Below are 26,124 nucleotides of genomic sequence, written 5' to 3'. Positions count from 1 at the left end.
TATCTGCGGTCGCTCTATCAATCAAAAAATTATGCAATAGGTCTATTTAAAGATGATAGCTTCCGCCGCCGACTATCGCGCGAAATCGGCACTAAAGCCGGAGCTTCACTTTTAGCATTCTTATCTTTTAAACTCTCCACAATCTTAGATAATTCTGCAATTGTCGGTGCTTCAAAAACGCGGCGCAAAGGCAACTCTACCGCGAAAGCATCTCGCACTCTCGAAACAAGCTGAGTCGCCAGCAGCGAATGGCCTCCCAATTCAAAGAAATTGTCGCGGATACCCACTCGCTTTATCCCCAAAACCTCAGCCCAAATTTTAACTAAAACTTCCTCAATAGAAGTATGAGGCGCAACATAACCGCCAGCCCATTCTAACTTAATCGGTTGCGGTGCAGGCAAAGCGAGGCGATCGACCTTTCCGTTAGCCGTCACAGGTAGCGACTCCAGCACCACAAAAGCCGACGGAATCATATATTCCGGCAGTTTTTCTGCTAGATAAGCCTGCAACTGCGGCACTAATTTCCGTGCTACTTTACCTTGTAAGGGATTGTTAGCATAAGAGCGCCAAGGACGCAAGTTATCGCTTCTGGTTTCTTGCACAAAATCTCTGGTTTCGCCCCGTGCAAACACTACATCGTAGCGCCCTTGACTGTCGGAATTCGACCAACTAATATTAACATTATACGGAACTTCCAAAGCATACCACGCTTCGGGATCGACTCCTAAATCCTCGACTTTTTCCACGGCTTTCTGCAACTGACCTGCTGTGGGAAATTTATCGACAACAGACAGCAACTCTGCCGCCTTAACTGCTGCCGTTACCCGCGCATTAGGCACATTAGCAATTCTTAAAACATCGAGTTGATTTTGCAATAATATTTGTTGCACCTTGGTAACAGTCAGATTCGGATTTTCAGCCGACCAATCCAGCCGTTTTTCGGCGCGTTCCTCCCCTTTTGGCAATGATTTTTGGCGTGCTGTTTCCGACGCAATATGCAGAATAGCATTGTACCGAAAATCAGTTAACTCATTGCGATAACTACCGCGAATTAATTGAATCTCTACGCCGTCAATCTGCGGAAAGCGGTGCTTTAATGCGCTAAAAAACTCTGGTTCAATAACTAACTCTGTTTCTTGAAAAATTTGCATTTGTACTCGCTGCTGCAACTGTTCGCCCGCGAGAGAAGGTTCGGCTTGATACAGTTGTACCGAAGCGTGGAAAGCTGCCAGCAACGGCAAGCTGCGGACATCTCCGATGAATATAAAGCCGCCGGGAGCAGTTGCTTTCACCGCACCTTCTAGCACCTGCACGAGATAGTCGATAGTCGGGAAATATTGCACGACAGAATTGAGAATTACTGCGTCAAAAGCTGCTGTCTCTACTCCTTCAAAGTCTGTCGCCATTTTCTGAAGCAGCGTTACATTAGCTAACTCTTGGTGTGCCAAGTGCTGCTGAATATAGTTGAGCGAAATAGGTGAAAAGTCTGTTCCGCAATATTGAGTGCAGCGAGAGGCAATTTGGAACAGCAACAAACCTGTGCCGCAGCCAATTTCTAACACTCGGCTCGGCTGCAAAGCTAAAATTTGGGCGGCTTGATTGTTCGCCCAGTCGCGCATCTGTTCTGCTGGGATTGGCCGATTAGTATAACTGCTATTCCAGCCGACAATATTAAATGTTGGATCTGAGTCAACAGCAGGTTGATTGTAAGTTTCATTGTAGAGCATTTGCCACTGCAAAACCTGTTCGTTCTGCAATTGCATTATTTGGTTTTTTTCGCGGGCAACGCTATATTCTGCATTCAGGGCAATATAAGCTACTAAACGTTTATCTCCTTGTCCATCTTCCGAAGCTATTGCTACAGTTTGCTGCACGGCCGGATGTTGAGTTAATAGTGTCTCGATTTCTCCTAATTCGATGCGGAAACCGCGAATTTTTACTTGTTCGTCAATGCGTCCTAAAAATTCAAGGTTGCGATCGCCTCTGTAGCGCACTAAGTCGCCGGTTTTGTAAATTCGCTCTCCTGAATTTGGTTTAAACTGAGATGTTGCACCATTATCGAGAACAGGCAAGATGCCTGTTCCACAAGAGATGATTTTTTTTGTGGAACAGGCATCTTGCCTGTTCCTAAACAAGTCATTGAGAATGATGCCTGAATTTGGTTTAAAAGGATTGAAAATAAATCGTTCTGCGGTTAAATCTGGGCGGTTGAGGTAGCCGCGAGCGAGTCCGTTTCCGCCGATGTACAATTCGCCAACAACGCCGATCGCCACTGGCTGCAAATATTTGTCTAATATGTAGATTTGAGTGTTAGCAATGGGGCGACCAATAGTCGGGGCGATATCTGTTTGCTCTGTTACAGGAATATAACCGGAAGTTGTGACGACGGTGTTCTCGGTTGGGCCGTAATTATTTACTAGCTTAAATGGATGGGATTTTAAAGGATGTTGTTGCAGTTTTTCGCCGCCTGTGAGCAAGATTCGCAGCGCTGTTGTTTGAGGCCAATCTAATAGCAGAACTTTCTCGGCTAAAGGTGTTGGCAAAAAGCTAATTGCGATCGCGTTTGATACTAACCAGTTTTGCAGTTTTTCAGGATCTCGCCTCATGTCATCTTCTGGAAAGTAGATGCTAGAGCCCGCGGCGAGATAAGGCCAAATTTCCCACCCGCAAGCATCAAAGCCGATCGCTGCAATTTGCGTTGTTCGATCGCCCGCTGACACCCCAAACTCTCTTTGATGCCAAAAAACGAGATTTAACAAGCTCCCGTGCTCAATTTCCACTCCTTTCGGCTTTCCCGTGGACCCGGAGGTGTAAATCGCGTAAACCAGATTTTCGGCTGTGGCTGCGCTGGTGGGATTGTCGGCGATTTCTTGAGAAATCATCTCCCAGTCTGTGTCTAAACAAACTATCTGTAAATTGGGCGATTCCCTGCGGGATAGCTTCGCTTCACGCAACTTCTCTACCCATTGCTGCTGAGTTAACACAACAGATAATTGAGCATCTTTTACCATAAAGCTCGATCGCTCAGCAGGATAGCTCGGATCTAAAATTAGGTAAGCTCCTCCCGCTTTCAGGATACCCAACATCCCCACGATCAGATCGAGCGATCGCCCGCAGCAAAGCCCGACTAAAACTTCCGGCCCAACCCCAATTTTTTGCAAATAACGTGCTAGTTGGTTGCTGCGGAGATTTAGCTCTTGATAGGTGACTCGCTCCTCTCCAAATACCAGCGCCACCGCATCCGGTGTCCGATCGGCCTGCATTTCAAATAGCTGATGGATGCACAAATCTTGCGGATAATCTGCTTGAGTATTGTTGCATTCAACTAACAAATGATAGCGCTCTTTGGCGCTCAAATATTGCAAGTTGGCAATTCGCTGGTCGGGATTTGTCACAATGCTTTCTAACAAGGCTTGAAAATGCCCGATCAGGCGGCTAATCGTAGCTTCATCAAATAAATCGGCGCTGTAAATAACCATGCCGCTGATGCCCAGAGAGCTATCAACCCACAGCTTATTGCTGGGCGATTGGTTGCTTCCCGAGCTGTTGGGCGATCGCTCCCACAAATGAAACTCCAAATCAAACCGCGCTGTACCCACATCTAACTGCTGCGGGCTGAGTGTTAATTCTGGCAATTCTAACCGATTCCCCGGCGCGTTTTGCAGCGCAAACGCCACCTGAAATAAGGGATTTTGGTTCAACGCGCGATCGGGGTGCAGTTCTTCTACTAACTTCTCAAACGGCAAATCTTGGTGAGCGTAAGCTCCTAATGCTACATCTTTGACTCGGTTTAAAAGTTCCCGAAAAGTTGGATTTCCCGACAAATCGGTACGCAACACCAAACTGTTGACAAAAAACCCGATTAATGCTTCAATTTCACTGCGGTTGCGATTGGCGATCGGCGAACCTACTACAATATCTTCTTGCTGCGCGTAATGGTAAAGCAACGTTTTAAAAGCTGCCAGCATAGTCATAAACAGCGTCACTCCTTCGCGCTGGCTCAACGTTTCTAAAGCCTCGCTCAGTTGTTTTGGCAGTTGCAAAAATTGCCTTTTGCCTCGGTAACTTTGAATTGCTGGCCGGGGTCGATCCGCAGGCAAATTTAGCATAGAAATGCCGTTTAACTGCTGCCGCCAGTAAGCAAGCTGCGTTTCTAAAACTTCCCCTTGCAGCCATTCGCGCTGCCATTTGGCAAAATCAGCATACTGGACCGACAAATCCGGTAAAGGCGAAGGTTTTTCCCTAGCAAATGCCGTGTAAAGCGCGCCTAATTCCTGAATAAGCACTCCGATAGACCAACCATCGGAGACAATGTGGTGCATATTCAGCATGAGTAAATATTCGGCATCATCTAACTGCAATAATGTGACTCGCAGCAACAAGTCATTGGACAAATTGAAAGAGCGTTGAGCTTCCTGGGCGGTGAGCCTGTTTGCTTCAGTTTGTCGAGATTCCTTTGGCAAGTTTCGCAAGTCCACTACATTAATCGGAAGGTGGAAAGCAGCAGCTATTCTCTGAACAGGTTGCCCCGAAACTACTGCTAAAGTCGTGCGTAAAGCTTCGTGGCGGCGCACAATTTCATTGAAGGTTTGTTGCAGCGCCGAAAAATTGAGCGCACCTGTCAAACGCAATGCTGCGGGAACATTATAGAAGGGATTGTTCGGTACTAATTGGTCGAGAAACCACAAGCGCTGCTGTGCAAAGGAAAGCGGTAGATTTCCGTCCCGCCCCATAGGAACAATCGGTGTAGGAGTAAAACTAGAAGTACGATTAGCTGCTTTTAAAAATGAAATAATTTCGGCTTTTTTATGAGAAATTTCTGCCCTAAGTTCGGGTGTAATAATTCCTTCGGGAGCGTTGCAGCGCAGGATCTCGCCCTCAACAAAAATATTAATATCTAGACTGCGAAGGTAAGATAAAAACTCAACTAACTCAACCGTGACAGAACCTCTGGCATTTGGCGATGAGCTCGATATTTTTGGATCGGGCATTTTGAGTCATCCTGTCATTACTTGGGCAAATCAATAAAAGAAATTCAACCAGTGCACAAGTTAAGAGCTTAACTTACCGCTTGCTTACAGTGGCCTAACCTGAGTATGATCCTGTTTGAATTCGCAACCCAAATTCTACCCAAGGTTTCAGCTTATGCCGTTCATGCCCTTCAATTTCCTGTTCCTCTGGCTGGTAGGATTGCTGTCGATCGGGGTACTTGGCGGAGGTATATATATTATTTACGAATGGTACATCGGCGAACTTGTAGGGATTTCCTACTTAGTCAGCGGAGTCTTGATGCTTCTTTGGTCTGTTGGCGGCCGCTTTATCAGTTTGCCGCTGTTCCGCCGCCCCGGTGCTGACGAACCCAAGCCCACGCGGACGGGTACGGTGCAGCGGTTAGAGAGGCCTGATGGCACTATTTTACAAGTAGAATTCTACGGCCCAGAGGACGGACAGCCGATTATCCTCTCACATGGTTGGGGGCCGAACAGTATGGTTTGGTATTACGCGAAACGGCAACTAAGCGATCGCTTCCGAGTGATTGTTTGGGATCTTCCAGGTTTGGGAAAATCCACTCGACCAAAAAACAGCGACTATTCCCTAGAAAAATTTGCCCGCGATCTCGAAGCCGTCATTGCCATAGCAGGAACTAAACCTGTTATCCTACTCGGACACAGCATGGGCGGCATGATTTCTCTAACATTCAGTCGGCTTTTCCCAGAACTTCTCGGTAGTCGAGTAGCTGGTTTAATTCTGGTAGATACCACTTATACTAATCCCGTCAAAACCGCTATTTTTAGCGGTTTATTACGCGCTTTGCAGAAGCCGCTGCTCCAACCTCTGCTCTACCTCACCGCAGCTCTTGAACCCATTATGTGGGGAATGACTTGGCTGAGCTATCTCAATGGTTCACTGCACATCAGTGTAGAATTATCGGGATTTAAAGGCACTGAAACGCGCGGTCAATTAGAGTTTTCAGCTTTATTATCAGCCTTGGGTTCTCCCGGCGTTCTCGCTCGCGGCACGCTGGGAATGCTCAAATATGATGAAACAAAAACTTTGCCATCAATTGACATTCCAGTGTTGGTGATCTGCGGCGATTCAGATATCGCCACTACCCCCCCAGCTAGCCTGCGAATGAAAGCAGAATTACCTCAAGCAGAGCTAGTTACTATAAAGCGAGGAGGACACATGGCATTAATGGAACATAACCAGGAGTTTGCCGAAGCTGTCAGGGCATTCTGCACTGAAATTTCTTAACTAAAAATGTGACTTAAAATCCAATACGGTTTAGTTAAGGAAAATTGTAGCGAAAATGTTGGGCGGAGTGAAACGGAGGGTTCGTTCCCTCGGGGGCCCAACCTAGGCACTGATTCGGTCTAGTTCCTAGACCTCTTTGTCACCCTCCCACCTTTAACTGAAAATGCGCTTGAGGGCAGGAATACGAGCCAACACGAAATAATCCAACAGCAGAACGGTGACGAGTGAAAGTCCTACAAGCGGGAAGGCAATCCCTAAAACAGCAACGATTGCGAGTGGCACTTTCCATCCCTGAACATGGGTGGGAATTGCAGGCGCACCGAGCCAACCCGTCCCTTTCGGACGACGCTGCCACCACATCACCGTACCACTTACTGAAAGCACAATCAAAATTAAGGATGCAAACAACATCAGTAGTTGATTGCTCAATCCAAAATATTTTCCCATGTGAATTGAAATTCCCATTGATACGACTTTGGGTACTAACCCGTAATCCTTCCATCGCACATCTGCTAATACTTTGCCACTGTATCGATCAATGTGCAAAGTGACTTCTTGCGCCGGATTATTTGGAAATGCCGAAACCGTATACACACCAGTTTGGGATTCTGGAAAACTAACACTAAATCCAGGGGGTGCGCCTTTTGCTTGGGCTAAATTTACAACAGAATCTAGATTTACGGAGGTATCAGCAAGAGTTCGCCCGATAACTTCGTTATGTCCTGAATGATGCTCATTTCTAGGCGTACTCGATTTAGGAATTGGTAATTGCTCCACTGCCCAAGGCACAACTTGATTGCCCTGCTGATTGAGGGAGCCTGTGAGTGTTGTCGATTGAGGCACGTTATCCCGCATTTGTGCAGGGTAGTAGTTCGACAAACGAGCGAAGGTATCTCCCCAAAAACCTGTCCAGGGTAGTCCACTGAGGATGAGGAAGCCAATTAGCAATACGCCATAAAATCCCGAAACGGCGTGTAAGTCCCGCCAAAATACCCGCTTATTCTGGCTCCACAGACGCGGAATTAATGTTCCTAAAAAAGTTACTTTGCCGCGAGGCAACCACAGATACAATCCTGTAATCAGCAGCACAAGCCCCCAACAAGAAGCAAGCTCTACTATATAATCTCCCAATTTTCCGATCATCAGTTCGCCGTGAATCTTGCGTGCGATCGCTTGGAGATTATTATTTTCATCGCGATCGCCTAAAATCTTAGCCGTATAAGGATTCACGAAAACAGCTAGCGTTCGTTCATCTTTAGTCGCGATCGTCACTTCAGCACTACGATTAGACGCAACGCTCGGCGTAAATTTTGTTACTTTGGCATCAGGATAAGTTTGTTGAACAACTGCCACCTGTTGAGTATAAGGCATCACCACATCCGCAGGCTGCACAAACATATTCTGGTGATACATCGCAGCATCTAATTGCGGTTTAAACAGGTAAATGATGCCTGTGATTGACAAAATCAGCATGAAAGGAATAACAAACAAGCCTGCATAGAAGTGCCATCGCCAAACGGTGCGATAAAAACGATTACTGGGAGGTTCAGCAACCAGTGAAGGGTTCAAAACGCTGTTCAATTTACTCATTGTCTTTTGCCAAAATATCGAGAAAAAATCATTATGCTACACAAGTATGAAAAATGTCAAAAGACAGGCTGTTAAACAGAGTTGCTGCGGATGCCAATTCCACAAAACAATCAAAATCATCCCGCAATTATGTAAGCGCTTAAAATTCCACATCTTCGCGCTCATTTTCGTCGGTTCTGGGAGTATCCAAACCTTTCGCAGCCCAGCGCATTGTCTCAATGTATTTTGCCAGACTCGCCACAGTCGGAGCCTCAAACAAATTGCTGACCGATAACTCGACTTGCAAAGCGTCTCGGATGCGAGAAATCAACTGAGTTGCTAGTAGGGAATGCCCGCCTAGTTCAAAGAAATTATCGTAGATACTAACTTGCTGTTTTCCCAAAACTTTAGCCCAAATTTTCCCGATCGCCTTTTCGAGTTCCGTCCGAGGCGCTACATAATTTTCTGTTATATCCTCGCTGTCTGTATCTATATCGGGCAAGGCGCGGCGGTCTACTTTGCCATTAGGCGTCAGTGGCATATTCTCCAACACTGCATAAGTTACAGGAACCATATATCCTGGTAACTTTTCTTTCAAAAATTGGCGCAAGTCACTTGATTTTAGATTGGGAATTTCTAATCTCTCATTAATGCCGTCAGGAATAACATAAGCTACCAAATGTTTATCGTCGGGGATGTCTTCCCTCACAATTACTACTGCTTCGCGCACTTGTGGATGCTGGCACAAAGCCGCTTCAATTTCTCCCAATTCGATGCGGTAGCCGCGAATTTTTACTTGGTCATCAACGCGGCCTAAAAATTCGATGTTGCCGTCAGCTAAATAGCGACCTAAATCACCTGTTTTATAAAGGCTAGAACCAGATTTATTGCTAAAAGGATTAGGAATGAATGCAGCAGCAGTTAAATCTGGCTGGTTGAGGTAGCCTTTCGCCAGTCCATCACCGCCGACGTACAATTGACCCATAACACCGATCGCCACCGGCTGCAAATCCGCATCGAGGAGATAAATTTGCGTGTTGGCGATCGGGCGGCCGATGGGGATAGATGTTGCGGTTTCGGGTACGTCTTGCACGCAATAATAAGCCGAAAATGTAGTATTTTCTGTAGGCCCGTAAACGTGAATTAATTTAGTGCTTTGCTTTTGTTGGAGAACTTTTTGAACCCATCTCATATCGACCGCTTCTCCGCCAAACAGCAAGCAGCGCAGCGAATCAAAAGCTTGCGGTAAAACTCTAGCAATTTGTTGAAACAAGGCAGTTGTTAAAAACAAGACGGTGATGCCTTGTTGGCGCAGTTCTAAGGCTAAATCGTGAGGCGAAAGGGTAATATTTGTGCTAATTCCCACGAGTTGAGCGCCGTTAAGCAAGGCTCCCCAAATCTCGAACGTGGCTGCATCGAATGAAGCGTTTGATGCTTGGGCAATTTTATCGGTAGGTTCTATTTTTATATAGTTGGTGTTGAGTACCAGCCGATTTACTGCTTTGTGGGTGACAGCAACTCCCTTGGGTTTTCCTGTTGAGCCAGATGTGTAAATAACGTAAGCTAGGTTGTCTGCTGTTACGGTGTTGGCGGGATTTTCGGCGCTTTCTTTGGCTATGTCTTCCCAGTCGCGATCGAAGTAAATCACCGAGTTTGAGAAGTCTCGGAAATTCTCAATCAATTTATCCTGAATTAGCAAGACTTTAACTCGAGCATCTTCCAGCATCAAGTTTAGCCGATCGCGCGGATAGCTCGGATCTAACGGTAGGTAAGCTCCTCCCGCTTTCAGTATAGCCAACATCCCGACAATTAGGTCGATCGATCGTTCTGCACAAAGCCCCACTAAAACCTCCGCCCCCACGCCCATTTTTTGCAGGTAGCGCGCCAGTTTGTTGCTGCGACTGTTAAGTTCTCTGTAAGTCAGGTGCTTGCTGTCGAAAGTTAGGGCGACATCCTCCAGATGCTGCTCAACTTGCTCCTCAAATAACTGATGAATGCACTTATTTTGAGGATAATCTGTCCGAGTATCGTTCCATTCTCTGAATAATTGATTCACTTCATTCTCGCTCAATAAAGGTAAGTTAGAAATTCTTTGTTCGGGATTAGCTACAATGCTTTCCAGCAGCGTTTTAAAATGCCTCAGCATTCGGGCGATCGTAACTTCATCAAATAAATCTGTATTGTACACAGCTAAGCCTCTGAGGCCTTCCGAATCTTCCCAATGTTCGCCGTATCTGCTCCTAAAGTTATCGGAAGCTTCCCACAAATACAGCTCTAAATCAAAGCGCGTTGTTTGAGTCTCCAAAGGGAAAGAACTCAACTTTAATTCTGGCAATTCTAGCTCGTCCAGCGGCGCATTTTGCAGCCCGAATACCACCTGAAACAGCGGGTGGCGATTCAACGATCGCTCTGGGTGCAATTCCTCGACGAGCTTCTCAAAAGGCAAATCTTGGTGAGCGTAAGCTCCCAGGGTTACTTCCCGCACCCGGCCCAAAAAATCTCGAAATGTCGGGTTTCCCGAGCAGTCTGTTCGCAGCACTAAAGTATTGACAAAAAAACCGATTAATGCTTCTATTTCGCTGCGGTTGCGATTGGCGATCGGCGAACCTACAACAATATCTTCTTGTTGCGAGTAGCGGTAAAGCAAAGTTTGAAATGCTGCGAGCACTGTCATAAATAAAGTCGCTCCTTCTCGCTGCGAGAGCGCTACAAGTGCGTCCTTCAGCTTTTTAGGCACTTCTAAATATTGAGTTTTTCCCCGATAATTTTGCCTAGCTGGTGCAGGGCGATCCGTCGGCAAATTTAACGCCGAAATTCCGTGCAATTGCTGCCGCCAATAAGCTAGCTGAGTTTCTAATACTTCACCTTGCAGCCATTCGCGCTGCCACTCGGCAAAGTCGGCATATTGAAGTGATAATTCTGGCAGGGGAGATGGCTGTCGATCGATCAAAGCTGTATAGATGACCTCCACTTCTCGAATTAGCACGCCGATCGACCAATCATCGGAAGCTATGTGGTGCATATTTAGCAAGAGAATATGCTCGGTTTCTGTCAGCCGCAGGATGGTTACTCGCATCAGCGGCCCCGTGGATAAATTGAAAGGGCGAAGAGATTCTGCTGCGGTGAGTTTATTTGCTTCTGTTTGCCGTTGTTCTGGTGGCAAATGTTGCAGCTCTAAGAGTTTTAAATTAGTCTTGAAAGCGGGAGATATTATCTGCACTGGTTTGCCTGATACCGCTGCAAAAGTGGTTCGCAAAGTTTCGTGTCGCTGCACTATTTCGTTGAAGGTTTGCTCTAAGGCTGTTAAGTTGAGGGAACCTGTTAAGCGCAGTGCTGTTACTACATTATAGAAAGGGTTTTCCGGTGCGAATTGGTCGAGAAACCACAAGCGCTGCTGGGCAAATGAGGCCGGAAAGACAAACACTTCGGCTTCTGAGGAAATATTCAGTTTTTGTAGCTCGTTTGTAAAGGAATCGTTATAAATTTCTGATGCCATATCTGTTGCTCTTGGGGAATGAGGTGTGTTAATTTTTTGATGGCGCGGGGTGGCTTTTTGACGGTGCGATCGCCTCTTAAAACTTTCGCGAGCAAAAGATCGGAACCTTTAATATAATAAATCTGGGTGCGGGAGTGCGAGAGAAAGGCGGGCAAAAGAAACCGGATTTCTGGCCGCAGCATCAAGTTATCCGTTGAGGGGCTAGGAGTGCCACCCCCCAATCAAATTTAGTCGCCCAACAAGCTCTTAGGCTTGTGATTCGGGTGCAATCTGGTGAGTTAGATGCGAGAATTACCGGGAGCAATCCGTGGAGAGGTCAAGCTGTAGTATGATTTCTAATTGCACAAAGTGTTTTTGGGGCGATTAAGAGCGGGATAGCTTTGCTTCACGCAATTTTCTCACATTTGTAGCTTAGCGACTACTATTGATTCAACAGTGTCCGCAATCTTTTAGAGCCACTCACTAGAACTTGCGACCTGATTTGGCAAAATACTTAAGAACACTGAACGTGCAGTTTAAATTAGAGGTTATAGGCTAATGGCGCAGCGGAACGTATACTCGTCAAAGGGCGAGCCAGAGGATGCACAATCAGCAGAAGAAGTCCTCCACTCAGTAATGCAAGAACTCGACGCTTTGCATGAAAATGTCAAAGGCCAGTTAAATCAAGACATTACTCGGCTGCAAACTGAAAAAAATCACCTGATTGAAGATATTGAAGACCTCCGGGAGCAATATCGCAAATTGCAGTCTCAGCAAATGGAATCTCTGTCTGGGCGATACATTCAGCAGCAGCAATTGTGGCTGAAGCAGTTGGCTCAAGTTTTGGCTCACAATTTGCAAGATTTGTTGGTGCAGCGGTTCAACGAACTCAGCGCTAACTCGGGACATTCTCTCAGCAGCCCTATCCCCAGCGGCGAGTTCCCGATACCCCTGCCGCCGAGCAACTACGACGAACGGGCCTCGGAGTTGCTGGCGGCGCTGGATGAAAGGATCGATCGCAGTTTCCAGATGCTGGAACAAGATTTAACCAGTTACGAAAGCGAGCTTTCCGTGCGGCTCAACAACATGAAAACCCTGGAACTGCAAGGGGAAGAGCTGTTACAAAATCTCGTAAACCGCATCAGAGAAGAACTCGAAGCAGAAGAAGAATATCTTGAGAATCCTTTCGATGCTCAAGATTCCTATCCCGAGGAATCAACTAATTCTGTTAATTCTGTCCGCCCGCCATTAGTGCAGCCAACACCTGTGGAAACGCCGCGGGAACCCGTGCCGGAACCCTCTTCAGTGCCCTCTCCAGCAACCGCTAAAGCAGCTTCTCAAGTACAGACAGGTTTGGTGCTGGCTTTGTCTTCGGCGGTGGTATTGTCGCTATTTAATGTGTGTTTGAGAATTCTGATTAAAGGCAAAAATCCTCGGATGGTTTTTGGCTTGTTTGAATTTCCGGGGGTGGTGACTCCAGGTTTTGGAAATTCTTTGTTGATTTTGTTGATGCGGCTGATCGTAGTGATGGCTTTGATGCCGATATTGGCGACATTTTTGTATCCTTCTGTGTGGAAAGATATTAGACGGTTGTTCCAGTCGGGCGATCGAGCTTTGTGGAGCAAGGTTTTAGGAAGCGCATTTTTTCTGTTTTTGTCTCAGGTTTTGATTTATTTGGCGATCGGCAATATTCCGGCGGGGATTGCGATTACGATTTTCTTTATTTATCCGATCGTCACCGTACTGGGTTCTTGGATCTTGTTTGGTTCTCGCCCCACCACAGTCGGCTTTTTTGCGATATTCGGGATTACCGCAGGTTTGATTTTAGCTGGGTGGCCGAGTTTTGCCGCTCCAGCTCCCGGCGGCGGCAATGTTGGAGTGGGAGTCGCTGCAGCACTGGCTTCTGGGATTACCTTTGCAGGTTACGTATTGCTGACGCAAATGGCCGCGGGCAAGCTGCACCCCATTCCTTTTAGTTTAGTTAATTTCGCCGCGATTTTTGTATTTTCGTCCCTGAGTTTGTGGGTGCCACTGTCGGAAAATTTATCTCCTAAAATCGACCAAAATGTTTGGCCTGGTTTGATTTTAGGAGGTGTTGTTTTAGGGGTGCTGACGCTGTTTAGCTATCTTTTGAATAATTTTGCCATCCGCTTTGCGGGGGCGGCATTAGCGTCAGTAATTGGCACTTTGGGGCCAGCAATGACCGCACTCTTCGGTTTTCTAATTATCAATGAAAAGTTGCAGCCTGTGGCAATTCTCGGCATGGCTGTGGTGACGTTGAGCGTGGCTGCTATGAGTGTGGAACGCATAGTGGCTCCTCAGAAGAAGGCTGGTTGAGGTAATATTTTTCTTTAACGGTATAGCCTTTCTCAGGTACATGAGCTGCCAACCCAACCTACAGAAGAAAAACTAATACCAATTTTCTGTGAAGCTGCATAGAATAGATCCTTGACCAGAAAAGATTTCAGGCTTCCCATTCTATGCAGCTTCATACATAATTGGTATTAGTTGATACTGTAGGTTGGGTTTCCTTCCTCAATCCAACACAGGGTGTATCCACGATTTTTCATAGAAACGGGTTTTTTTGCCTTAGTCCTAATCTATTCAGTCTAGCTAAAACCCATGCAAAAATTAACCATAAAATCGACATTTTTACTGTTGTCATTAGTCTTATCTTTAGGACTATCTTTGCCTGCGCGTGCAGATGTGCTGACACCAGGATTTACTAAAGTTTATGCCTGTTTTAAAATTGATAACTTAAATAAATATCCTCATTATTTATTTATAGCTGTCGTCCGCTCTGTTAACTCGACACTCCCAGGTAGTCATAGAATCCTCAAGCCAAATCTGTGTTTTGGTGACCACGGATATCGGATGTATAGCCAAGTTTACGCCCTGCCAAAATCAGCGGTTAAACCTGGAGAAATTCTCGCCGAACAACTTAAAAAATTTGATGAAAAAGATCGACGTTTAATTCCATCAAAACTACAAATTGAGCACTCGCGATATGTCGCCGCCATCTTCGTTGGGGACATTACGGATGTATTGGAAATTGTTTCTATCAGTAACAACAATCTAGAATTAAGGAAGAAAAGCAGTAATTCTCAAATGTTTATTTTGGGGCTTTTAGTGCTTTCCAGCCCCGTCGTAACAGCTATAGTAATTTTTAGATTGCGCAAGCTGCCTAAATAGTTTCGCTCTAATGCTATCCGTTCTTGCTATAGCAATCCTTGCACCTCATGGAGACGATGGAAACCTTACCGCCAAGACATAAGTTGGTGCTAATAGCAGCAATTGTGCTTGTGCTAGCCTGCGCTCTGATATCAGTTGCTTTGCCACTAGCAACTTACACGATGGCCCTGGCAATGTTTGGACTAGCTCACGTCATCACCGAATTGCGCTATGTTGATGGTCGTTTTAATTCTCGCCTGGGAAACAACTTACGTTTGGGGATGATTTGGCTCCTGCTGCTAATTGTTAGCTTCCGCACCTGCTTTATGCTGGGCTTGATTTCTAGCTTGCAGATCGCACCTTTAGAATTAACTTGCGTTGCGTGCCTAGCAGGATTAGTCGTTCCTAAACTCGCCTTGCGTAGTTGGCTGTGGGGTGCTTTTGGCATAGCAGTGGTGGCGGGAGTGACGGCAGGCATTGCGATCGCGCCTGCTATGTTGCTGTTGGTTTTTAGTATCTTGCACAACCTAACACCAGTTGGTTTCATCGCCGAAAGACTACGAGGCGAACGGCGACAGCGCGCTTTATGCTGCTGTTTGCTAGTTTTTGTTACCATACCGCTGCTAATTCTTTCCGGCTTGCCACACGCCGCCTTAGCTCAACTTCATCTGCTATCTCCCTCAGTTTCGCTGCTGAAAGCAGGGTCACTTTCCTCTCACTTGGGCGTATTTGTACCTCCAGAGCTGCACGGGGAAGCTATGGGCGACCGAGCTTTCTCTGCCGCCGTGTTCCTTCAGTGTATGCACTATGCGGTTGTTCTCGGCGTACTGCCTCACTGGGATGATGCTGCGAGTTGGGCAAAAGCTCGTACTTTCTTTCCTTGGCAAAGGGGCTGGCTGTTTCGCGGGACAGTTGCTATCTTGGGAACACTTTTATTTGTGGCTTTTACTCAATCTTTTACAGGTACTCGCAGCGTTTACTCGTTGGTAGCTGCTATTCATGCTTGGTTAGAAATTCCCATTTTGTTGCTGGCTATAGTTTGTCCTGCGGAAACAGGGTTCATCGAAGTTAAAGCAGTTGGTAGATAGCCAAGCCGCCGAAGAAAGAGGTGGCATTAGCAATTGCTGACAGAAAAAGTCCTTGCCGCCAGCCTATTTTACCTACTAGCGCGTAGAAAGCCCCTTCCGCGATCGTCACAATGATTTCGATCGATCCTGCTCGTTCTGGAAATCTCAAATAGGGAATCAGCATTTGGGAGCCGATCCAAGCTAGGGGATGAGTTACAAGAGTAGCAATGCCAGCGCAGATTAGCAGCAAGAGCAGCTTTTTGTCAGGTCTTGGTTCCATAAGCTGTGCTAACAGCAGAACAGTTGGAACTTCAATTGCTAGCGAAATTAATAGTGCTAAATTTTGGGTCATTTCTTCTAGAGTTACAAAGGTGGGCGATTTTTGAACGCGATAAATAATTGCCCTTGGACTCTGATCACTCAAAACAAACAGCTACTCGAAAACCCACAATACTAGCCTTACAATCCGGCTGATATCTGAGGCGGCACGCGCTGCGACAATTCGGAGAATGATCGTTCCAAGAACCTCCCCGCAACAACCTCAGCGAAGAGTCCCCGTCAGACTCCCAAACGCTGCCATCTGCAGGCGCACCGTTATAATTATGGTGCCAAGAATCCGCGCACCATTCCCAAACATTTCCGTGGAAATCGTACAATCCGAAAGCATTAGGTTTAAAACTGCCAACATCTGTCGTTTGAAAGCGATAAACTCCCTTCGGCGCGTCAGCGTAATTAGAATTTCCGTTGTAATTGGCTAACTCGCTGGTAATCGTTTCCCCAAAGTGAAACGGCCCCGTAGTTTGCCCCCGGCAAGCATATTCCCATTGGGCTTCGCTAGGCAAGCGATAATTCTTACCAGTTTTGCGAGAAAGTCGATCGCAAAACTCCACAGCCTCGTACCAAGATACATTTTCTACAGGTCGATTTGCACCTTTAAAACGGGCAGCATCGGGATTGAGAAATATTTTAATTTCCGGCAGCGCCGCAACTGCTATCCACTGGGCTTGAGTGACTGGAAATTTGCTAATATAGAAAGAGCCTAAAGTTACTGGGTGCTGCGGTTTTTCGTCGCTGTCACCCCGATCTTTTGGAGAACCCATGAGGAAAGTACCGCCAGAAACAGATACCATTTGCAGCACTGTACTGCTACCAAGATGTTCTTCAAAAAAACGCGCTTGGCGGCTGTTAGCATTAGTTTGCTTCCCGCGCTTGTCTACTGTCACCACCTGAAATTCAAAAGTGCTTTTGACAGCGGCCATTCTCTGCGAGACCTTGTTGGAAGGCGGATTCGTGCTGGATTTTCCCCTGCTATTGACAGAGATATTGCTATTGATTTGCCCGCTTTGATTGAGCGGAGTATGGATAGCAAGTGGCCCTCCCTTTGTCACAGAAGAATTTAAAGCAAGTGGCCCTCCCTTTGTCACAGAAGAATTTAAAGCAAGTTGTCCTTTCTTGACAAAAGGGGGTTGAGGAGGTAAAGAATAAAGATTTAAAGCTTTGATTACTTCATCAGCAGATTGATATCTATTTTTGAGATAATCTTCAATTAACTTATCTAAAATTTTTGTCAGCTCGCTGCTGACTTTTGTGCCTGCTGGCAACCGTTCTCTCCACATCCAGTCGCCGTTTATCGGGTCATAAAGGTCATCGGAACCGTCAACTTTTGGCAAACATTGAGTTAGCAGTCTCAGGCAAGTTATTCCCAAACTGTACAAATCGCTTCCGGGGAAAACTTGACCGCGCATTTGTTCTACCGGCGAATATCCAGGCGTTCCTACCGTCGTGCCTACTTTGCTCATCAGCGAGCCCGTCACTTGTTTGGAAATGCCGAAATCTATCAAAACTAACTCTCCCCGCCCTCCCCTTCGGAAAGCTGAATTCCGAAAATTTCCCGCCTTTGGCAGGGAGGAGCTAACAGAGGTGCGGCGTCGCATGATATTCTCAAGTTTGATGTCTCGGTGAATAACATGGCGATCGTGCACAAATTTCAAAATCGGCAAAATATCTGCCAGCAACTGCCAAATTTTATCTTCGCTAAAAACACCCTGCTGAGTTAATTCAGCCAGTAAAGTTTGCCCCTCAATCAACTCTTGTACTAAATAAAGTCGCTTGTCTTGTTCAAAATAAGCAATTAATCGAGGAATTTGGGGATGTTCACCGAGTTCGTAAAGTCGTTTCGCTTCTTGCTTAAACAATTCTGCAGCTTTTTCAAGTGCTGAGGTTCCTTGAAATTGGGGTACAAACTGCTTAATTACGCAGGGATCGTCCATGCGATCCGTATCTACCGCTTCATAGGTTCTGCCAAATCCCCCTTCGCCCAACAGTCGAATCACGCGGTAGCGGTTTCTGAAGAGAGGGTTGAGGCCTTGCAATCCGCAACTTTGACAAAATTTAGAGTTGTCGGGATTGAAAGGATGAGAACACGTGGGATTAGAGCAGTAGAACATATCTGGGAAGAAATGATCCGATGAAGATTATGATATATCCTTTTGGCCCCCTCATGGAATACTAATAATTAATAATTGATTATTAACAATTGATCCTAGGGAGGGCATTACCCCCCGCTTGTGTCGCCCAAGGGAGAAAGTAGAAGGCAGAATCAAAAGGTCAATTAATCCAAAGAAAGCGATTTGAGGGCCAAAAATGCCAGCGCCAACGACCGATTTTAGCAACCCGCTTACCGCCGATATTCCTCTGGGGATTTTGGTAATTTCTTTACAGAGGGCAGTATAGTACAACTCGGCGATCGCGCAACCAAAAAGCGATCGCACTCTCCGTATAAAAATAAGACTATAAACTAACAGAGCGATCGCACCGAATTGAAGAGCGATCGCTCTACTGGTAATTTTAAAGTATTGCGTATTGCGATCGAGTTTTGGAAACTACAATTCATCAAATGAATGATTAAATATTACTTTGTAGTTTGGGGTACCAATTGATTTAGTGCACCACACAAGTATCCTTTCACCGTGTCTTTACTTGCACCCACGCCACTCGGAAGGGTAAAGATCATCTCAACATTTAATAAATTGCCGTCCATTGAGGCAAATACGTCAATTGGCAAAGCACGCTGAAATGCTGTTGCGGGATTTTCGGCTTTCATTACACCTAAGTTCAGATCCGTACTGAGAGTCTTGATGCCCTCGCGGGCCAAAATGGGTCGTAATAGGGAAAATGCTCTCTCTATCGATAACCCCTCAACCTGAACACGTGCAGAAAAGGCGGCACCATTCAAAAAATCCCCCTTTTTTTGAAAGCTTTCCTCGCAGGTTGTGGCAACAGCGGGGGTGGCTAAACACATGAGAGCTATAGTCAATACAAGCGATCGCATATTAACTGAGTTATAAGAATGAAACAATCATCAAGATCGTGATGAATCATTATAGGATTGTTTGGCAAGTGATGCAAATACCTTCGATGGTTTTTAGCATGAGTTGCAGTTCGATTAGTATTGGCTTCTATTTTAGCAATTATCGGAACTAGAAGAATTAAGAATAAATACTAAAAGGGCGATCGCACGCTCATTGAAGAGCGATGGAAGGCTATCTTCTCATTTTCCAACAGCATTTCAATCGCTTCACGTAGGTTAGCTTATAGCTCGTCTCAAGTTTCTCTTGAGAATGCGCTCTCTGAGAAACCAGTAACATACGCTACATATAAAGCAGTGTCAGGGTCTTTCTGAACAACGGCAGTGAAATTTCTCATACAGTTAAAGTCAAATAGCTTGACTTTAAAGCAAAATTAAATAAAATTAAGTTTAGCATATCTATCAACTACCATAAGTAAAATCACTTAGGCACAGGCTCCATGAAACCACCTATAACTCCAGCAACGTTATATCCAATACGGATACCAAAGAGTCTAACATTGGGATGTTTCACACTCAGGTAATCAGCAGCGTGTAAACTATTTTCATCAAATTTATTATAGTCGCCTGTTTCTATATCAATGATGACCATATGGCCAATATTCTCTTCTAATTCATTTTTGGGGCGGATGCTGCTCTCATACAAATGTTTCGCACGACGCGCGACTTTTTCACGACTCAAAGAGATTGTTTGCATACATTCCCCATTTTTTGTAACTGTAGATTCTGTTACGGAATGGGGCTGTAATACGCGACTTCACAATCTTTCTGGAGCGAATTCTTGGGTTTTACCTGCGGAATACTCAGCCATTGCTGAGGCTGCAAGTTTGGCAATAACGTCGAGAGAACGAGCAAATGCTCGATCGCATCTGGGATGGTCTTCAAGTTCTTCCAGAATCATTGAGCCGCCTTTTGCTCACTTGCAGACAGGGTTTTCAACTTACCGATCTTCTTCGAGGGCTTCGTTAACGCGCGCTCAAGTAACTCAGTCATGGCTAGCAGACTCTTACAATAAACCTCTTGCAAAAGTAGGGAAGGCGATCGCAACTTGTACCCTGGTAAGAGCAACGATCGCGCCCGGTCGAAGTGCTCCAAATAGGTTGTAGTAGGATGTATAATCCTAAGCTGGAATAATTTAGGCTGAGACACATAATCAGCTATTTGGATGTAAAAAACCTGAGTTCTGAAAACTTTAAGCGTCTGTGCGGAGTACGTCCAGAGACCTTTAAACAGATGGTTGACCTAGTGCGATCGCATAATTTATCTGGATGGGCTTGGACAAGCACCAATTCTTGGTTTTCCAACTCCAGCACAGGTATTATAGTTAAACATTAGACCATGATGCACTTTAGTATTGAATGAGGGGAGAAAATATTGCCATTTGCTAACAAGCTGATGCTCTGCTAGTTTAATTTTTCCCTACAGGCGATCGAACATCGCTGTCTCAGGTTCCCATCTATCAATTCCATGCCTGAATAATCGGACTCATCGAAAAAACAAATATGAAAACCACGCTGCCCGGTTACAAACTCTTATCGTTGCCCCTTCATGAAGGTGTCAATACAGTTATTTATCGCGGGGTTCGGGAGTCCGAGCCAACTCAGGTTATAATAAAAACCCTCAAAGCCGAGTATCCCACAATAGAAGAAATCGCGCGGTTGAGACATGAATATAAAATCCTCAAAACTCTGGACATAGCCGGGATAGTCAAAGCTTACTCTTTGGAAAAGCATAATAACGGTCTGGCGCTGATATTAGAAGATTTTGGAGGAGACTCCCTGAAAAACCTAATCGCAGCTAAACACCTTGAAATCAGCGAATTTCTGAGTCTGGCTATTCATCTGGCAGAAACTCTAGCTCAACTGCATGAAAATAAGATTATTCATAAAGATATTAAACCGCATAATATCATTATCAACCCCAAAACAGGTCAAATTAAAATCATCGATTTTAGCATTGCCACGCACCTAGAGCGAGAAAACCAGATTCTCAGCAGTCCCAACTTGCTAGAAGGTACCCTCACCTATATGTCACCAGAGCAAACCGGGCGGATGAATCGCTCAATTGACTACCGCACCGACTTTTACTCATTAGGTGTCACCTTTTATGAAATTCTGACTGGAAAGCTGCCCCATCAAGCCACCGACATTCTAGAATTAATTCACTGCCATATCGCTAAAAGACCCGTGCCACCCCATCAGCAAATCGGTGAGATTCCCGAAGCGATTTCTGACATTGTAATGAAATTATTAGCCAAAACGGCTGAAGACAGATACCAAAGCGCGCTGGGACTAAAAGCTGACCTAGAAATATGCCGTCATCAAATGCAAACGAAGGGGAAAATTGACAACTTTCCCATCGGTAAGAGGGATAAATTTGGACAATTTCTCATCCCGCAAAAGCTCTACGGTCGCGAGCAAGAAGTAGCAACTTTGATGGCAGCATTTGAGCGAGTCTCCGGCGGAACCAGCGAAATGATGTTAGTGAGCGGTTACTCAGGGATTGGCAAATCTTCCTTAGTGAATGAAGTTCAAAAACCGATTCTCAGGCAGCGCGGCTATGTTATCTCCGGTAAATTTGACCAATTAAAGCGAAATATTCCTTATGCTTCTTTGATTCAAGCTTTTCAGGGCTTGATGGGACATCTGTTAACAGAAAGTTCGGAAAAACTAGCCATTTGGAAAGAGCAACTCTTAGAAGCTTTAGGCTCAAATGGCCAAGTCATAGTAGATGTCATTCCCGAAGTCGAACTGATTGTCGGCCCTCAAGGAGCTGTTCCGCAATTGGGCCCATCTGAATCCCAGAATCGCTTTAATCGGGTGTTTAAAGAATTCATTCATGTATTTACTAAACCCTCACACCCGCTCGTCGTCTTTTTGGATGACTTACAGTGGGCGGATTCTGCATCGCTCAAGTTGATTCATCTGCTGATTTGTGACCCGGACAGCAAATATTTACTGCTGATGGGAGCCTATCGAGATAACGAAGTTAGTCCGACGCATCCGTTGATGCTGACGTTGGAAGAGATTCAAAAGAATGGGGCGGTTGTAAATAATATCACCCTCCGTCCTTTGGATATTGGCAACGTCAGCTTGCTGGTAGCCGATACCCTGAATGAGTCTTCCGCTCCGAGAAACCGGGTTTCTGAATTGTCCGAGCTACTTTTCAATAAAACCCAGGGCAATCCTTTCTTCTTGACTCAGATGTTCGCTACTCTGCATCAAGAAAAGCTATTGACCTTTGAATTTAGTGCTGGTTGCTGGCAGTGGTCATTAAACCAAATTCAAGCGGTAGGCATCACGGATTATAATGTCGTCGAACTGATTGCCAGAAATATTCAAAAACTCCCGGAGGAGACGCAGGATGTCTTAAAGTTAGCCGCCTGTATTGGAGACAAATTTAATTTAGACGTTCTGGCTATTGTCAATGAAAAATCTCAGTCGGAAACGGCAACTGATTTGTGGGAAGCACTTCAGGCTGGCTTGGTTTTGCCCCTGAGCGAAGCCTACAAAATCCCTCTTGTTTTTACCTCCGATGAAATGAGCATGATAGCAGAGGAGAGAATAGCTCCCGATTCTCCTCTGCTATCATGCTCACCTGCCGCTTTTCCTGACAGCCATTACGCGCCTATCGCTTACAAATTTCTCCATGACCGGGTGCAGCAAGCGGCGTATTCTCTTATTCCCGAATCTCAGAAACAACAGACCCACTTGAAAATTGGTGAACTGCTACTGGAGCATACTTCAGCAGAGGAAATTGAAAAAAATATCTTTGAGATTGTTAACCAGCTCAATGTGGGAGTAGAATTCATTACTGAACAAGAAGAAAAATACAAGCTGGCTCAATTAAATTTAATAGCGGGTCGAAAAGCCAAAGCAGCAACAGCTTATGAAGCTGCTGTCACGCTACTAAAAGTAGGGTTAGAACTCTTGGCAGAAAACAGTTGGCAGAGTCACTACGATCTGACACTAACACTCTATGTAGAAGCCGTAGAAGCGGAATATCTTAATACCAATTACGAAAGGTCAGCGGCTCTTGCTGAAGTTGTTTTACAACAAGCTAGTACCCTGCTCGAAAAAGTGAAAGTATACGAGCTACAAATCCAGTTTTATATGGCTCAAAATCAAATGTTAAAAGCCATTGATACTGGGCTGCAAGTGCTGGATCTGCTTGGTATTTCCTTGTCAAATGACGAAGGTAACGGAGGTTTTCTGGTTGAGTTGCCAGATATCGCCGACTTAGACAATATCCCAGAGATGACAGACCCTTACAAAATAGCGGCTTTAAGTATACTGACTTCTCTTCTTTCTCCTGCTATTACTGCTAATCCCGCAATTTTGCTCCCACTTGCAGTGACTTCGGTTAAAATCTGCATGGAGTATGGCCATTCCCCTATTGCTGCTTTGGTGTATGCTTTTTATAGTGTAATGCTGTGCTCGGCAATAGGAGATATAGATGCCGGATATCAGTCGGGTAACTTGGCCTTAAAGTTGTTGAATAAATTCAATGCCAACTCGCTTAAATGTAAAGTTAATGAATTCTTTTATGGTTTGGTTATACACTGGAAAGAGCCAGCTAAAAAAGCTTTAGTCCCCTTACTGTCAGCGTTTCAAAGTGGACTGGAAACTGGAGATATAGAATATGCCGGTTATTGTGTTACTGTCTATTGTGCGAGCATATTTTTGACCGGGGAGGGATTAGACATTGTAGAAGAGAAACAAGAGCAATATCTTGATTTAGCGCTCAAACTAAAACAAGACTATTCTATTTATTACATCCAGATATTTCACCAATTGACGCTAAATCTTCAAAATGAATCTGAAACCAAATGTCAGTTGATAGGTAAAAGTTTTAATGAAACACAAATCTTGCCTGTTTTTATTGAAACTAACAATAGAACTTTGCTATTTATTACTTATCTAGCCAAGACAATTCTATTATATCTCTTTAAAGAACCAAAGAATGCCGTTGCCAATGCCAGTTTAGCCGCCGAACACGTATTCAGCGTGTTCGGAATGGTAGTTAGTGCTCCTCACAACTTCTATTATTCCCTCGCTCTACTCGCTGTTTATCCTCAAGCTTCACACGCCGAACAACAACAATACATCAGCTTAGTTGAAGCTAATCAAGAAACAATGCAGAAATGGGCATTTCATGCCCCGTCTAACTTCCAGCATAAGTACGAATTAGTGGAGGCGGAGAAAGCACGGGTATTGGGGAAAATTGGAAAAGCGATGGAGTATTATGACGCTAGCATTCTAGGAGCCAGAGAACAGGGATACATTCAGGAAGAAGCCCTAGCTAATGAACGGGCCGCCGAGTTTTATTTCTCTCGCGGCCGGGAGAAGATAGCGGAGATTTATTTGACGGATGCTTACTATGGCTATATTCGCTGGGGAGCGAAGGCCAAAGTGAAAGATTTATCAGAAGAATATCCTGAATTCTTCTCGCGAATACTGACCGCAGAAGTCTCCAGCCTTGACGTATCGCGGACGACCACCTCGACGAATACGGGGAGTTTTGCAGCACTGGATTTCGCCTCTGTGATGAAATCTTCTCAAGCTATTTCTGGCGAAATTGTTCTGGAAAGTCTGCTTTCTAAGTTATTGAAAATTGCGATCGAGAATGCTGGGGCTGAAAAAAGCTACTTCATTTTAGAAAAAGATGGTCAACTGGTGGTAGAAGGGACGGCAACCATAGATAATGATGAGGTCGTAGTCCTGCAATCCACACCGATAGAAAATACTCATAAATTGCCGTTTTCTCTGCTCAATTATGTTGCTAGAACTCAGAAAAATGTGGTTTTAAATGATGCAACTCAAGAGGGACTTTTTACCAGGGATAGCTATATAGTTAACGCCCAACCGAAGTCAATTTTATGTATGCCGCTTGTCCATAAAGGAAAGCTCATTGGTCTGCTTTACTTGGAAAATAATCTGACAAGGAGCGCGTTTACTCCCGATCGCCTGGAAGTTTTAACCGTGCTCTGTTCTCAAGCGGCGATTTCCTTGGAAAATGCCCGACTCTATGCCAATTTATCTGAGGCGACTGACAACCTGAAACAAGCCAATGAGCAATTAGAAGATTACAGCCGGACTTTAGAACATAAAGTGCAAGAGAGGACGCAGGAATTAAAGGAAAAAAATCTGCTCCTGAGCCAGGAAATTCGCGATCGCGTGCAGATAGAGCAAGCTCTGCGACTATCAGAAGCGCAATTAAAAAAACAAGCCGAACAACTAGAGCTTTCTTTCCAAGAACTCAAGCGCACCCAGACCCAGCTAATTCAGACTGAGAAAATGTCCTCCCTCGGACATATGGTGGCAGGGGTTGCCCACGAAATCAATAACCCGATTAACTTCATATATGGCAACCTGACTCACGTCAGGACTTACAGTGAAGACATACTAGGACTGGTGAAACTCTATCAAGAACAATACCCCCATCCCACAGCAGCGATTGTTGAGGATATCGAGGCAATCGAATTAGAGTTCTTGATGGAAGACTTACCCAAAGTGCTGGATTCGATGAAAGTGGGGGCAGACCGAATTCGCGAAATTGTCCTCTCTCTGCGAAACTTCTCGCGACTGGATGAAGCGGAAATGAAAGAGGTCGATATCCATGAGGGCATCGATAACACCCTACTGATTTTGCAGCACCGACTGCAAGCTAAATTAGACCAGCCTGCTATTCAAATCATTAAAGAGTACGGCCCGCTGCCGCTGGTGGAGTGCTATGCCGGCCAACTGAACCAGGTGTTTGTAAATTTACTGGCGAATGCGATCGACACTCTCCATGACCAAAGGGGGCCGCGCACGATCGCAATTCGCACCTCAGTGGTGTATGGGGAAGGAGAAAAATCCCCGATTTCCAATCCCCCCCTTGCGGAAAGCTCTACAGTTTCTTCGGTTGAGGTGGATTCCCACAACCTCGCCCCGACCCGGAAAGCTCCCCAATTTGTTGTGATTCGCATTTGTGACAATGGCCCCGGTATGACAGAGGAAGTGAACCGGCGGCTGTTCGACCCGTTCTTCACGACGAAACCCGTAGGGAAGGGCACCGGTCTGGGGCTGTCAATCAGCTACCAGATTGTGGTAGAAAAACACCGCGGACAGTTGAAGTGTGTTTCTCATCCCGGTCAGGGGGCAGAGTTCATCATTCAGATTCCTATTCGACAGGACTCTCAAAAATTGGCTTTGCAAAGCCAAACCTGACGAGTAGTT

General features: G+C 45.4%; 13 protein-coding genes. 5 read left to right on the top strand and 8 right to left on the bottom strand.

The window, feature by feature from the left end; genetic code table 11:
- Positions 1 to 29: 29 nt before the first annotated feature.
- A complete protein-coding gene (locus E5S67_RS07940) occupies positions 30 to 4,991 on the bottom strand; it encodes a non-ribosomal peptide synthetase (RefSeq protein ID WP_172186529.1) in 4,962 nt (1,653 codons plus the stop codon).
- A 154-nt stretch (positions 4,992 to 5,145) separates the two neighbouring features.
- On the opposite strand from E5S67_RS07940, the gene E5S67_RS07935 reads away from it, so the two are divergent.
- Complete coding sequence (locus E5S67_RS07935) at positions 5,146 to 6,255, top strand: alpha/beta fold hydrolase (protein ID WP_172186528.1); 1,110 nt, start codon at positions 5,146 to 5,148, stop codon at positions 6,253 to 6,255.
- A gap of 153 nt (positions 6,256 to 6,408) precedes the next feature.
- Here the strand turns inward: E5S67_RS07935 and E5S67_RS07930 are convergent, their stop codons facing one another.
- Together E5S67_RS07930 and E5S67_RS07925 are read right to left on the bottom strand one after the other, a co-directional pair.
- Positions 6,409 to 7,845, bottom strand: coding sequence for a PepSY-associated TM helix domain-containing protein (locus E5S67_RS07930; RefSeq protein ID WP_172186527.1), 1,437 nt, complete (start codon positions 7,843 to 7,845; stop codon positions 6,409 to 6,411).
- Between the two features lie 139 nt (positions 7,846 to 7,984).
- Entirely contained in the window at positions 7,985 to 11,320 is a 3,336-nt protein-coding gene (locus tag E5S67_RS07925; protein WP_172186526.1) for a non-ribosomal peptide synthetase, read from the bottom strand.
- Between the two features lie 537 nt (positions 11,321 to 11,857).
- Between E5S67_RS07925 and E5S67_RS07920 the strand changes: the two genes are divergently transcribed.
- From E5S67_RS07920 to E5S67_RS07910, 3 genes are all read left to right on the top strand, one after another.
- Positions 11,858 to 13,636, top strand: coding sequence for a DMT family transporter (locus tag E5S67_RS07920; protein WP_172186525.1), 1,779 nt, complete (start codon positions 11,858 to 11,860; stop codon positions 13,634 to 13,636).
- Positions 13,637 to 13,921: 285 nt separating this feature from the next.
- Positions 13,922 to 14,491: a hypothetical protein gene (locus E5S67_RS07915; RefSeq protein WP_172186524.1), complete on the top strand. Its 570-nt coding sequence runs from the start codon at positions 13,922 to 13,924 to the stop codon at positions 14,489 to 14,491.
- 47 nt (positions 14,492 to 14,538) lie between these two features.
- Positions 14,539 to 15,558: a hypothetical protein gene (locus E5S67_RS07910; RefSeq protein ID WP_216670283.1), complete on the top strand. Its 1,020-nt coding sequence runs from the start codon at positions 14,539 to 14,541 to the stop codon at positions 15,556 to 15,558.
- On the opposite strand, the gene E5S67_RS07905 is transcribed toward E5S67_RS07910, so the two are convergent.
- The 5 genes from E5S67_RS07905 to E5S67_RS33180 all read right to left on the bottom strand — a co-directional run bounded on the left by E5S67_RS07905 (position 15,539) and on the right by E5S67_RS33180 (position 19,805).
- Complete coding sequence (locus E5S67_RS07905) at positions 15,539 to 15,889, bottom strand: hypothetical protein (protein WP_172186522.1); 351 nt, start codon at positions 15,887 to 15,889, stop codon at positions 15,539 to 15,541. The genes E5S67_RS07910 and E5S67_RS07905 overlap by 20 nt on opposite strands.
- Positions 15,890 to 15,953: 64 nt before the next feature.
- A complete protein-coding gene (locus E5S67_RS07900; protein ID WP_172186521.1) occupies positions 15,954 to 17,984 on the bottom strand; it encodes a bifunctional serine/threonine-protein kinase/formylglycine-generating enzyme family protein in 2,031 nt (676 codons plus the stop codon).
- A gap of 464 nt (positions 17,985 to 18,448) precedes the next feature.
- Entirely contained in the window at positions 18,449 to 18,838 is a 390-nt protein-coding gene (locus tag E5S67_RS07895) for a hypothetical protein (RefSeq protein ID WP_172186520.1), read from the bottom strand.
- A gap of 487 nt (positions 18,839 to 19,325) precedes the next feature.
- The gene (locus E5S67_RS07890; RefSeq protein ID WP_172186519.1) at positions 19,326 to 19,601 is read right to left on the bottom strand and encodes a hypothetical protein; all 276 of its coding nucleotides are present in this window, start codon (positions 19,599 to 19,601) and stop codon (positions 19,326 to 19,328) included.
- Positions 19,602 to 19,661: 60 nt separating this feature from the next.
- Positions 19,662 to 19,805 carry a hypothetical protein gene (locus tag E5S67_RS33180; protein WP_246276672.1) on the bottom strand — a complete coding sequence of 48 codons (144 nt, stop codon included), beginning with the start codon at positions 19,803 to 19,805 and terminating at the stop codon, positions 19,662 to 19,664.
- A gap of 601 nt (positions 19,806 to 20,406) precedes the next feature.
- Here E5S67_RS33180 and E5S67_RS07880 point away from each other — a divergent pair.
- The gene (locus E5S67_RS07880; protein ID WP_172186518.1) at positions 20,407 to 26,115 is read left to right on the top strand and encodes a trifunctional serine/threonine-protein kinase/ATP-binding protein/sensor histidine kinase; all 5,709 of its coding nucleotides are present in this window, start codon (positions 20,407 to 20,409) and stop codon (positions 26,113 to 26,115) included.
- Positions 26,116 to 26,124 lie beyond the last annotated feature (9 nt).

It is taken from the genome of Microcoleus asticus IPMA8 (assembly GCF_013179805.1).
GTDB classification, from domain to species: domain Bacteria; phylum Cyanobacteriota; class Cyanobacteriia; order Cyanobacteriales; family Microcoleaceae; genus Microcoleus; species Microcoleus asticus.
Note: the sequence above shows the minus strand (reverse complement) of the source record. Positions and strands in the feature narration are given on the sequence as shown.